This window comes from Ruoffia sp. FAM 20857, assembly GCF_045528645.1.
GTDB lineage: Bacteria > Bacillota > Bacilli > Lactobacillales > Aerococcaceae > Ruoffia > Ruoffia halotolerans.
In genome coordinates, this window is the sequence record NZ_JBGQRB010000001.1 from 72,607 (window position 1) to 85,782 (window position 13,176).

Consider the following 13,176-nt stretch of genomic DNA (forward strand, 5'->3'; position numbering starts at 1 on the left):
GAAAGTGAAAAGCGGAATGCACGCATTCGAGTTTTAAACAGAATTATTTTACTCCAAAAAAACTTATTGGAGGAATTAAATTATGTCAAGATATACAGGACCATCATGGAAATTATCACGTCGTTTAGGAATCTCTTTAACTGAAACAGGGAAAGAAATCGCAAAACGTAACTACGCACCAGGACAACACGGGAACAACTCTCGTAGAAAAATCTCTGAGTACGGATCTCAATTACAAGAGAAACAAAAATTACGTTTCATGTACGGATTAAACGAACGTCAATTCGCAACATTATACCTACGTGCAGGTAAAATGGAAGGAAAACACGGTGAGAACTTCATGGTGTTATTAGAAACTCGTTTAGATAACTTAGTATACCGTTTAGGATTTGCTAATACACGTCGTCAAGCACGTCAATTAGTTAACCACGGTCACGTTACTGTAGATGGTAAACGTGTTGATATTCCATCATACTTAGTATCACCAGACCAAGTGATTGGTTTACGTGAAAAATCTCAAGAATTAGCATTAATCAAAAACAACTTAGAAAACGTTGTTTCTCGTTTAGACTTCATCTCATATGACGAAAACTCTAAAGAAGGTACTTTAACTCGTTTACCAGAACGTAGCGAATTAAATGCTGAAATTGATGAGTCATTAGTTGTTGAGTACTACAACAAATTAGGCTAATCTTTAGTAAAGATTTAATAACACAGAGTAATTTATATAACGGGTGTCAGTTTAGAGCTTATTCTAAACGGCACTCGTTATTTTCTGTCATAGGGTATAATAATAGGCTTACTTATTGCTTAAAATGAATGGATTCTTAAAAAAGACAATCGAATATTAAAAAAGACAAAAAATATCAGGACCACAAAAGTGATCCTGATATTTAAATTATTAGTATATATTATTCTGGAGCATCTGGAACTTCAATGTCTCCGTCTATAATTTGTTGTTTGTAATCTTCGATGACTTCTGATGCTTCATCGGTTAATCTTCCTTCTGCGATACCTACACCATCGTTAGCAAGGTTAAACCATTGGATGCCAGGTTCAAAGCCTTCTTCCATCATAGTATTACTGAAAGAGTGAATGGCATTCCCAGTGTTCTTTAAAGTAGAAGTTAAGTTGATATTGCGAGTTTCACCATCAATATCTACTTCACCTTCAGCACTTTGGTCTAAATCAACACCGATGACCCATAAATCTCGGTCAGGTTCAATACTTACTAAGTCTTTAGCTTCTGAGAATACACCGTTACCAGTAGGGCCTGAAGCATGGAAGATGACGTCAATATCATTCGAATACATCGTCGCAGCAATTGTACGACCAATTGATGGATCGGTAAAACTTCCTGCATATTGAATTTCGATATCAATAGAATCGTCGACGGCTTGAACACCCGCAACGAAGCCGGCTTCAAACTTATCAATAACAACGCCCTCAACACCGCCAACGAATCCAACTTTATTCGTTTGAGTCGTAGTCGCTGCAGCTACACCAGCAAGAAAAGCAGCTTCTTCATCGGCGAAGTTTAAAGAAGCAACGTTTGGTAAGTCAACGACTGAATCGACCATACCGAAGTATTGATCAGGATATTGTTCTGCAGTTTCCTGAACAGCTGGCTGTAATTTGTAGCCAATGGCAAAGATAATATCGATATTGTTTTGAGCAGCTAGATTTAGGTTTGTAATGTAATCAGCTTCAGTATCTGATTGGAAATAAGAAAAGCCATTCAAACCTTGTTCTTTGCTGTGTTCTTCACCCCAACGTTGCATGCCTTCCCAGGCACCTTGGTTGAAGGATTTATCATCAATACCTCCAACGTCCGTGACCATCCCGATACTAAAATCATCCTGGGCTTGAACACTTACAGTGGAGAGCATAAGTAAACTTGAGAAAAGTAATAAAGATTTCATTTATTTACCCAACCTTTCAAATATAATAAATATAGTATAGCATGTTTCTATAATAGAATTAGTATTTTTAATATAATAAATCGAATTTCAGTAATTTATTGAATTATTTACATATATAGTGATAATTTATAATCATTTCTGTTATTATAGTAAGTGTATGGGTGTACTATAGAACAATTTGACAGGTTTGGAATGATTTATATATACAAGTAGTATGATGACAAGTAAATATCTTGTCTATATTAGTACAGAAATAAGGTTGATTTAGATAAAAAGATGGAACATCGAGAACATAAACGATGTCATTAACGCTAATGCCTTTATTTATCTAGATAAATACTTTAATTAATGACTTGTAAATGCTATAATCTAGATTGACAATTTATGTAGTAAATTTAAAACACATATATATACTGATTGATGAGGAGCGAGACAATGAATTTAACCTTTACTGATATTTTATTTATCATCGTTATCCTCTTTCTTGTTGCATCGGGGGTTATTTTTTATCTAAGAACGCAGCGTGCGAAAGAGATTCGAGAACTAGAGAATCGTAAAGACGAGATGATGAGCATTTCAATTGCTGATCAGTTGTTTACGTTAAAGAATATGGACTTAGCGGGCCAAACGAAACGTAAATACGAAAGCCTTGTAGCAACTTGGCAAACTCTAACAAACTTCCAATTTACTGAAATTGAAGCGATGTTAGTTGGTGCTGAGCAATACAGCGAACAAATGAACTTAATGAAGGCTAAGACAGCTTTAGACGAAGCACGTGACTTACTTGATGAAACAGAAGTCCAAGTACACGATTTACATGATGAGTTAACGGCTTTACTAAAGATTAGTGAAGATAATCATGAACGTAATGAAGCGCTACTTGAACGATACAACACTGCTCGTAAAAGTATCATGAATCATTCATTTGACTATGGACCAGCCATTGAAACGTTAGAGAAAAACTTACAATATTTAGAGTTAAACTTTACTCGTTACAATGAATTAACAACAGCGGGCGATCATATTGAAGCGGATGATATGTTAGATACAATAGAAGCAGACTTAGGTAGCTTAGAAGACATTCTTGAGAAACTACCTTCAATGTATAACAAGATTAAGAAAGATTACGAAGATGCTTTAGAAGATATTCTTGATGGACACCAAAAAATGCTTGAAAGTCACTTTAACTTCGAAGGCGTGGACGTTCCTGAGAAAGCAGAAGAAATTCAAGAAAAACTGAACGAAGCGAAAAATCACATTAAAAATGCCGACTTAGTTGACGCGCAAACATTAATGGATAAAGCAGACCGTGAAATTAATTCATTATATGACTTTATGGAAGCTGAAATTGAAGCGAAGAATTATGTGAATACACATATTAATCAATTGCGCACGCGTTTCGAAGAAGTAAGAGAAAATAATCGTTATGCAGGGATTGAAGTAGACCGCATCGCGCAAAGTTATATCTTACACGAGAACGAAGTTGATCAAATCGGTGAACTAACTGAACAAATTAACGCAGAGTATGGACGATTTACTGACACTGCCGGAACGATTGAATCCGATGGTGCAGTCTTTACTCAAGTTGCAGAACAATTAAGTCGTATTGAAAAGAATTTAAATGAATACGATAGCAAGCAACAAAAAATCGTTAAAGATTTAGGACAACTTAATGCACGCGAGCGTGAAGCGAAAACAAACTTAGATTCATATGAACTTGATTTACGTAACATGAAGCGACGCTTAGAGAAGCAACATTTACCAGGTTTAAGTTCTAATTACTATGAGATATTCTACAAAGTGACAGACGAGATTGAATATTTATCTAAACAACTAAATCGTGTTCGCATTGATATGGTTGAAATTGAAGGCTTAGAGAAACAATTAGCTGAAAACTTAAATAAATTAGATGAATTAACTGAGTCTACTGTCGATAGTGCAACACTAACTGAATATATGATTCAACATAGTAACCGATTCCGTTTTGACTATCCTGAGATGGATCAAGCCATTCATGAAGCAGAATACTTATTCTATGATGAATTCCGCTACGACGAAGCTTTAAATGTTATTGAAAAAGCTTTATACCGTGTTGACCGTGAAGGTCCGACTCAAGTTAGACGTATGTATCAACAAGAAAAACAAAATCGCGTATTCTAAACAATACAATAACCTTTGAATTTTGACTTTTAGTCGATTCAAAGGTTATTTTTTAAGTTTAGTAAATATTATATATACACTGACATCTAATCTAAGCTATGTTATAATGTTTGGTGCTGTTTTTAGAATATTTTTATAGATAAGAAAAATTGTAGAAGGAGAAATGCCATGTATTATTTCGATAATAGTGCAACAACAAAGCCGACACCTGAGATTCTGAATATATATCAGAAAGTGTCATTAAATTACTTTGGAAATCCCTCAAGTGCACATAAACTTGGAGAAGAAGCTAAAGCATTAATGACATCCGCACGCAAACAAATTGCTGCGATATTAGGCTTTGAAAGCAATGAGATTTACTTTGCTTCAAGTGGGACTGAAGTGAATAACTGGGTCATGCAACCGATCTTAAAAGCAATTAAACAAATTCATCCCAATAGAAATAAAGTATTAATCTCTTCGATTGAGCATCCAGCTACAATGAAACAAATCCCACTGTTAGAATCATTAGGCTACCAAGTGGAACTAATAAAAGTTGATGCCAACGGACAGATTGACTTGGCCCACTTTGAAACTTTATTAGATAATGAAGTTCTACTAGTGTCAGTCATGGGAGTAAACAATGAAGTTGGAGCAATCCAACCTGTTAAAGAAATGGCCACTTTTTTACAAAAATACCCACAAGTGATTTGGCATATGGACGGCGTTCAGACCATCACTTCGCAAATCGCATTGCTGCGTGAGCCACGCATTGATATGATTACTTTATCAAGTCATAAATTCCATTCAGTACGCGGAGTAGGTATACTAGCCCAACGTCAACGCGTTCCTAATATGCCTTTACTTCATGGTGGTGGGCAAGAGACTGGTCGACGCAGTAGTACTGAGAATTTAGCGGGAATCGTTGCGACAAGTCGAGCGCTAAGAAAAATGAATGAAATCCAAGCGGATACAAAAGAAAGATTAGCAACTTACCGCGGTAGAATCATTGAAACTTTAAAAAATCTTGATTGGCAAGTATTTGCTGAGACAACAAGTAGTGAACATATTGTTTGTGCAGCTTTAGCACCCGTTCCCGGAGAAGTGCTATTACATGCTTTAGAAGCACACGATATCTTTGTTTCGACAACAAGTGCCTGTGCTAGTCGCTCGCACCAAGAGCATGCGACATTAAAAGCCATGGAAATACCCGACGAGATCAGTAAATCAGCGATCAGGCTAAGTATGGCTCATTCAACTACAGATGAAGACGTAGATTATTTACTTAAGACCTTAGAACAAGTAACTGAACAGTTTAAAAATTACGCCTAAAGGGGGGTTATAATGGAAGAAAAGCAAATTAAAATTCATTACGGAGAGTTATCAACAAAAGGTAAAAACCGTAAAATGTTCCAACAGAAGATGGCGGAACAAATTAGACATAAGACTAAACATATTGAGCGCATTAAAATTTTCCCTAATCGTGATTTTATGTTTATCAAATGGGAAGAAGCAAGATATGAAGAGCTCATTGAAGTATTAAAAGATATCCCAGGTATTTCACGTTTTGAACCAGTTTATCCTGTAGCAAAAGACATGGATGCTATTAAAAAAAGAGCATTAGAATTATTCAGTGAGTTAAATATTCAAGACGGTGAATCTTTTAAAGTCGTTGCTAAACGTTCTGATAAGGAATTTGAACTAGATACTTACGAAATTCAACGTGAAGTTGGAGATGTTATTGGGGAAGTTTATCAAAACCTAGCTGTTAAGATGACAAGACCGACATATAAACTGACAGTCAGTATTCATCTGAAAGATGAAGCATACTTAAGTTTATTATCATACCAAGGACTCCAAGGGATGCCTTATGGATCAAGTGGGCGTGGGATGTTAATGTTATCAGGTGGTTTTGACTCACCTATCGCAGGTTACTTAATGATGCGTCGAGGAATGGAGATTGAAGCCGTTCACTTTAGTAGCCCACCATATACAAGTCCCCAAGCTCTAGAAAAAGCGAAAAAATTAACAGCTAAATTAGCACACTTTGGAATGCCAATTAAGTTTCATAACGTTCCGTTCGCTAAAATCCAAGAAGAAATTAAAGCACATGTACCAGACAGTGAATCGATGACCGTGATGAGACGCTTTATGTTGCGAATCATGGATCAGCTTATTGAACGAAATAATGCTGATGCTATTGTCAATGGAGAGTCTCTAGGACAAGTTGCTTCTCAAACTATCAAGAGTATGCGTGTAATCAACGAAGTAACTTCAACACCCATCTTTAGACCATTAATTGCGACAGATAAAAATGAAATTATTAATTTAGCCGAGAAAATTGATACCTTTGATATTTCTAATGAACCTTATGAAGATTGCTGTACAGTATTTGCACCAACGGCACCTCATACAAAACCAAAACAAGAAAAAATCGAAGACTATGAAAGTGCACTAGATATCGAAGGCTTAGTGAAAGATGCCGTTGAAAATACTCATATTGAGAAGATTGATGAAGACTATATAAAAAACCAAGAAGCAGATTTTGCTGATTTACTGTAAGCAATAATCAGAATCTTTGAAGTATTCACTTGCAAGCGATATAATGACAATAGTATTAAAATATGAAAGGGAGTTATATCATGCAAGTAACATTTAAAGGCGATCCAATCGAAGTAAAAGGTACTCAACCTTCAGTAGGGGACAAAGCACCTAACGCAACTGTTACTAACAACAAAGGTGACAAAGTAGAATTAGAAGATGTAATTAAAGGCAATGTAACAATTCTAAGTGTTGTACCTGATGTATTAACTCGTACATGTGAATTACAAACTAAGAACTTTGCTGAAAAGACTGCAGATAAAGGTTATAAATACATTACACTTGGTCGTAATACTGTAGACGAATTCAATGAGTGGAACAAAGAAAACAATCTAAATGTTGATACTTATACAGATGCTGACGGAGAATTCGGTAAAGCATATGGTTTAGATATTGAATTAGGTGGAGACGTTCGTACAACGCGTTCTGTATTTGTTGTAGATAAAGATGGAGTCATCCAATACAAACAAATCGTCGACGAGGTTGCTGACGAACCTGATTATGACTCAGCTTTAGAAGCTGCAGATAAACTATAAGATTAGTTAAATCTCAAAATATATTGATTCATAAACCGCCCAAGAATTTTTTTGGGTGGTTTATTTTGCTATGAGTTATGTTTTGACTTGGAATATGGAGATTAGACAAATTTTAAAAAGGAATAAAATAATATTATAAGAAAACTAAAGCCATTTTGTACAAAATGTACTATTATATATTAAAGGGGTGATGAGGAATGAGTAATAAATATTATGCACTTTTAAAGGAAAAATTTCCGACTAAGGAAAGTGTCTTAACAGAAATTATTAATTTAGAAGCAATTATGCAATTACCTAAAGGGACTGAGCACTTTGTGAGTGACTTGCATGGTGAGTATGTTGCTTTTAACCACGTTATGCGTAACGGTTCAGGGAGTATTAAGGAAAAGGTAACGAACTGCTTTAAAGACCGTGATAATATCGATATTGATGATTTAAGCGTATTAATCTATTATCCAACAGGCAAGATAATATTGGAAGAAAATCGATTAAATAGTGAAGAGATTAAAAAATGGTATCGTAAGCAAATTCATTTATTAATTGAGGTAACTTTATTCTCAAGTACAAAATATACTCGTTCAAAAGTGAGAAAAACGTTAGACTCACAATACCGTTATATTATTGATGAATTATTATCAGAATCTAACCCAAGTTTAAATAAAGAAGATTATTTTGATACAATTATTGATAAAATCATAGAATTAGGACAAGCGAAGCCTCTAATTCGTTCTCTATGTATCGCCATTCAACATTTAGTTGTTGATCACCTACACGTTGTTGGGGATATATTTGATAGAGGTCCAGCGCCAGATAAGATTATTGATCGTTTAATGGCCGTACCAAGTATCGATATCCAATGGGGGAACCATGATATTATTTGGATGGCAGCGATGGCAGGGTCCCTTGTGTCAATTATGAATGTGATTCGAATCTCAGCGCGTTATAATAATTTAGATGTCATTGAAGAATCATATGGAATTAATATCAGACCATTAATTGAGTATGCAGATAAATACTATGAGCCTATTGATAAATTCAAACCTAGACTGAGCGATATCAACGAAGTTTCTGAATTAGAATATCGAATTTTAAATATTATCCAACAAGCAACAAGTATTCTTCAATTGAAACTAGAGGGTCAACTTTATACTAGACGACCTGATTTTATGATGGAAAATCGTGACATGTTGAGTGTCATTAATCCAGAAAAAGAGACTATTACAATTGACGGAAAAGAGTATGCATTAAATAATTTTCATGCACCCACTGTGAATTGGGATAATCCTAATGAATTAACAGAAGAGGAAGAAATCTTACTTGAAAAGCTAAAAGATTCATTTATAGGTAGTGAAAAACTTAGACGGCATATTAACTTCTTATTAGATAATGGAGGAATGTATTTAGTTTACAATAATAACCTACTTATTCATGGTGGAATTCCTATGCATGAAAATGGCGATTTTAAATCATTACGGATTGATAATAAGTCGTATGCTGGGAAAGAATTACTCGATTTCTTTGAGTTGCATGTATACAAAGCTTTCATGAACAGAGAAGTTTCAGATGACTTTTCAACAGATATTATGTGGTATTTATGGTGCGGGGATTCGTCGTCATTATTCGGAAAAGGTGCGATGAAGACGTTTGAACGTTATTACATCGAAGATAAAGAAACGCATAAAGAACCTAAGAATCCATATTACCAATTAAGAAATAATGAGATTAATTGTTTAGACATATTACATGAATTCGGGCTAGATAAGACAGCACATATTATCAATGGTCACACACCAGTCAAAGCTAAAGACGGTGAAAGCCCAATTAAAGGGAATGGTCGCCTAATTGTTATTGATGGAGGTTTCTCAAAACCTTATCATTCACAAACTGGTATTGCTGGTTACACTTTATTATCAAACAGTTGGGGTATGCAGTTAGTAGCTCACCAGCCATTTGATTCAATCGATGATGCGGTGATGAACAAGAAAGATATCGTGTCAGTTAAACGATTGGTTGATCGTGTAGAAAATCGAACAAGAGTAAAAGAAACAACTGTTGGCGAGAAACTTCAAAAAGAGATTGCTGATTTAGAAGAACTCTTTAAAAATTACGAGCGTTATTAACATCTACTCTTTATTTTTCAGCAAAGTGATTTGTATGAAAAATAAAGAGTTTTTTTGTAATATGAATATGTACAATAAATTAAGGAGGCTATTATGAATAAGATTGAAAAGTTACAACAACAAATAAAAGATTCAAAGCATATCGTCTTCTTCGGTGGGGCAGGAGTTTCGACTGAAAGTGGGATTCCTGATTTTCGTTCGGCCGAAGGAATCTTTGTTCAAGAGGCAGGTTACCAATATTCACCCGAAGAAATTATTTCACATTCATTCTTTCTACAACATCCTAAAGTATTCTTTGATTTTTATTTTGATAAATTAATTTATCCTGATGCAAAACCAAATTCAACGCACCAATTTATTGCTGATCTAGAAAAGGTAAATAAAGACGTCACAGTCATTACACAAAACATTGACGGCTTGCATCAAGATGCTGGAAGTACGACAGTCTATGAACTTCATGGAACGGTGAGAGAAAATTACTGCCTAAATTGTCATCGAGAATTTACAATTTCAGAGTTAGAAAGAGATGCTGATGGCATTCCAAGATGCCCGGATGATCAAGGAATCGTTCGACCGAATATTGTCTTGTACCAAGAAGGTTTAGATCAAGATATTCTCAATCATGCGATTAAAGCGATTCAAGAAGCAGACATGCTAATCATTGGAGGAACTTCTTTAGTCGTATATCCTGCTGCTGGTTTAGTAAATTATTTTGGTGGCGAATATTTAGTGGTTATTAATAAAACAATCATTCAAGCAGGACAATATGGGGCTTTAACTTTCGAGGATAGTTTATCAAATGTGTTTAACCAAATTAACTTAAGATAAGTTTAATAAACAGTATAAAATGAGCCATCGGCTACTTGTGAAATCTAGTCAGATTTGATACACTATGTCTATATTTGAATACATTGCTAAGAAGAGAAGAGTAATTGACAGCACACTACAGAGAAGGGACAAATGGTGAAAGTTCCTAATGTTGATGAAGGTAGCTTGAAGCAATAAAGTGCGAAGATATTTTTGAGTGCTTTACGGAGATGACACTTCGATACAAACAAAGAGAATGAGTAATCATTAAATTAGGTGGTACCACGATAACGTCGTCCTATGTCCAGACATAGGACTTTTTTTGTGAGAAAAATAAGTGATACGCTTTAAAAATGCATACTAAAAATAATTATACTTAGAAAGGATTGACAGAATGAGTAAAAAAGTATTATCAACTAAGTACCAACCGCAAGAAGTTGAAGCGGGCAAATATGAACAATGGCTAGAAAAGGGTGTTTTTAAACCGAGTGAGAATCCGAATGCAGAACCTTATTCAATCGTTATTCCACCACCAAACGTGACAGGTAAACTCCATTTAGGACATGCTTGGGACGTTACATTACAAGATATGATTATCCGTCAAAAACGTATGCAAGGATATGATACGTTATGGTTACCAGGAATGGACCACGCTGGAATCGCCACTCAAGCAAAAGTTGAAGCCAGATTACGTGAACAAGGTATTTCAAGACATGACTTAGGACGTGAGAAATTCTTAGAAAAAACGTGGGAATGGAAAGAGGAATATGCTTCACATATTCGCGAGCAATGGGGAAAAATGGGGGTATCAGTCGATTACTCTCGTGAACGCTTCACGCTAGATAAAGGTTTAAACACAGCAGTAAATAAAGTATTTGTTAAATTATACGAGAAAGATTTAATTTATCGCGGTGAATACATCATTAACTGGGATCCAGTAGCACAAACAGCTTTATCTGATATTGAAGTTATCCATAAAGATGTTCAAGGAGCATTCTACCATGTTGAATATCCAGTTGTTGGTTCAGATGAGCGTGTAGAAATTGCGACCACTCGTCCTGAGACGATGTTAGGAGATACTGCAATTGCAGTTCATCCTGAAGATGAACGTTACCAACACTTAATCGGTAAGACTGTTCTATTACCTCTAATGAACCGTGAAATACCAGTTGTAGCCGATGAATACGTGGAACGTGAGTTCGGAACAGGTGTGGTTAAGATTACACCAGCGCATGACCCTAATGACTTTGAAGTAGGAAATCGTCATGACTTAGAACGTCTAAATGTGATGCATAAAGATGGATCAATTAATGCGAACGGTGGAAAATACGAAGGCATGGACCGTTTCCAAGCACGTAAAGAAGTAGTTAAAGACTTAAAAGAACAAGGTTACTTAATAAAAGTTGAAGAGCACTTACACTCTGTGGGTCACTCTGAAAGAAGTGGGGCTGTTGTAGAACCATATCTTTCAACTCAATGGTTCGTAAGAATGGAACCTTTAGCTAAGCAAGCGATCGATAATCAAAAGACTAATGATGCGGTAGAATTCTTCCCACCAAGATTCAATGATACATTTATTACTTGGATGGAGAATGTTCATGACTGGGTTATCTCACGTCAATTATGGTGGGGACACCAAATTCCAGCTTGGTATCATAAAGAAACAAATGAAGTATATGTTGGTGAAGAAGCACCATCGGATATCGAAAACTGGGAGCGTGATGAAGACGTATTAGATACTTGGTTCTCATCTGCATTATGGCCATTTTCAACGATGGGTTGGCCCGAAGAAACTGACGATCTTAATCGTTACTTCCCAACTAATACGCTAGTAACGGGCTATGATATTATCTTCTTCTGGGTAAGTCGTATGATTTTCCAATCATTAGAATTTACTGGAGAAAGACCATTTAAGAATGTTTTAATGCATGGGTTAATTCGTGATCCTGAAGGTCGTAAGATGAGTAAATCATTAGGGAACGGAATTGATCCAATGGATGTGATTGAAGAGTATGGTGTGGATGCTTTACGTTGGTTCTTAGCGAACGGCTCAGCACCAGGGCAAGATGTTCGTTATATTCCAGAAAAATTAGCATCAGCATGGAACTTTATTAATAAGATATGGAACGCAAGCCGTTATGTATTAATGAATGTGGATGATATGACGCTTGAAGAAGTTCAAATTGGTGACGATATGTCCTTAGCGGATCGTTGGATTTTATCACGCCTACAATCTGTAACAGAGAATGTTACTCGCTTATTCGATAAGTTTGAGTTTGGTGAAGCGGGTCGTGTGTTATACCACTTTATTTGGGATGATTACTGCGATTGGTATATCGAAATGACAAAAGAAAACTTACAAGATGATAGTACAGATAACACAACAACGAAAAGTATTTTAGTCTATGTACTAGACCAATTCTTACGTCTATTACATCCAATTATGCCATTCGTGACTGAAGAAATTTGGCAACAAATTGCTCCCGCAGAAGAGTCAATTGTTGTATCAAACTATCCAACTGTACAAGATAAGTTCATTGACAAAGATAGTGAAGAAGCAATGACGAAATTAATTGATATTATTCGTTCGGTTCGTCAAATTCGTAATGAAATGAATACCCCACTTTCAAAAGCGGTCGATTTATATATAAAAGTAACAGACGAATCAGATCGTAACGTATTAGAAGAAAACATTGCTTACATTCAACGATTCTGTAACCCAGAGCATTTAGAAATTGGTAGCGAAGTTGAAACACCGAGTGAAGTTGTAACACAAACTTTACCGTTCGCACAAGTCTTAATGCCATTAGAGGGCTTAATTAAAATTGAAGACGAAATTAAACGTCTTGAACAAGAAAAAGCTAAACTAGGAAAAGAAGTTGAACGTTTAGTTAAAAAATTAGGTAACGAAAACTTTGTTAAAAAAGCTCCTGAAGCCGTTGTCAATGAAGAACGCGCTAAAGAAGCAGACTATAACAAACAATTAACTGCAGTTACCGAAAGAATTGCACAATTAAAAGCACTATAAAAAACAACGAGTATTCCCTAAAA

At 35.5% G+C, this 13,176-nt stretch carries 9 protein-coding genes; 8 read left to right on the forward strand and 1 reads right to left on the reverse strand.

Going from position 1 to position 13,176, the window contains the following annotated elements; all coding sequences use genetic code 11:
- Positions 1-82 precede the first annotated feature (82 nt).
- Entirely contained in the window at positions 83-691 is a 609-nt protein-coding gene (gene rpsD / locus ACEN4N_RS00365) for a 30S ribosomal protein S4 (RefSeq protein ID WP_197104534.1), read from the forward strand.
- A gap of 220 nt (positions 692-911) precedes the next feature.
- On the opposite strand, the gene ACEN4N_RS00370 is transcribed toward rpsD, so the two are convergent.
- Complete coding sequence (locus tag ACEN4N_RS00370; protein ID WP_407089579.1) at positions 912-1,922, reverse strand: BMP family protein; 1,011 nt, start codon at positions 1,920-1,922, stop codon at positions 912-914.
- Positions 1,923-2,357: 435 nt separating this feature from the next.
- Between ACEN4N_RS00370 and ACEN4N_RS00375 the strand changes: the two genes are divergently transcribed.
- The 7 genes from ACEN4N_RS00375 to ACEN4N_RS00405 all read left to right on the forward strand — a co-directional run bounded on the left by ACEN4N_RS00375 (position 2,358) and on the right by ACEN4N_RS00405 (position 13,153).
- Positions 2,358-4,082, forward strand: a complete 1,725-nt coding sequence (locus tag ACEN4N_RS00375) for a septation ring formation regulator EzrA (protein WP_138403621.1) — start codon at positions 2,358-2,360, stop codon at positions 4,080-4,082.
- 168 nt (positions 4,083-4,250) lie between these two features.
- Positions 4,251-5,393, forward strand: a complete 1,143-nt coding sequence (locus ACEN4N_RS00380) for a cysteine desulfurase family protein (protein ID WP_407089580.1) — start codon at positions 4,251-4,253, stop codon at positions 5,391-5,393.
- Positions 5,394-5,405: 12 nt separating this feature from the next.
- Complete coding sequence (gene thiI, locus ACEN4N_RS00385) at positions 5,406-6,623, forward strand: tRNA uracil 4-sulfurtransferase ThiI (RefSeq protein WP_407089581.1); 1,218 nt, start codon at positions 5,406-5,408, stop codon at positions 6,621-6,623.
- Between the two features lie 80 nt (positions 6,624-6,703).
- The gene (locus ACEN4N_RS00390) at positions 6,704-7,198 is read left to right on the forward strand and encodes a redoxin family protein (RefSeq protein WP_338489372.1); all 495 of its coding nucleotides are present in this window, start codon (positions 6,704-6,706) and stop codon (positions 7,196-7,198) included.
- A gap of 197 nt (positions 7,199-7,395) precedes the next feature.
- Positions 7,396-9,318, forward strand: a complete 1,923-nt coding sequence (locus tag ACEN4N_RS00395; RefSeq protein ID WP_407089582.1) for a fructose-1,6-bisphosphatase — start codon at positions 7,396-7,398, stop codon at positions 9,316-9,318.
- Between the two features lie 90 nt (positions 9,319-9,408).
- A complete protein-coding gene (locus ACEN4N_RS00400) occupies positions 9,409-10,146 on the forward strand; it encodes an NAD-dependent protein deacylase (protein ID WP_407089615.1) in 738 nt (245 codons plus the stop codon).
- A 373-nt stretch (positions 10,147-10,519) separates the two neighbouring features.
- Positions 10,520-13,153, forward strand: coding sequence for a valine--tRNA ligase (locus tag ACEN4N_RS00405; RefSeq protein ID WP_407089583.1), 2,634 nt, complete (start codon positions 10,520-10,522; stop codon positions 13,151-13,153).
- Positions 13,154-13,176 lie beyond the last annotated feature (23 nt).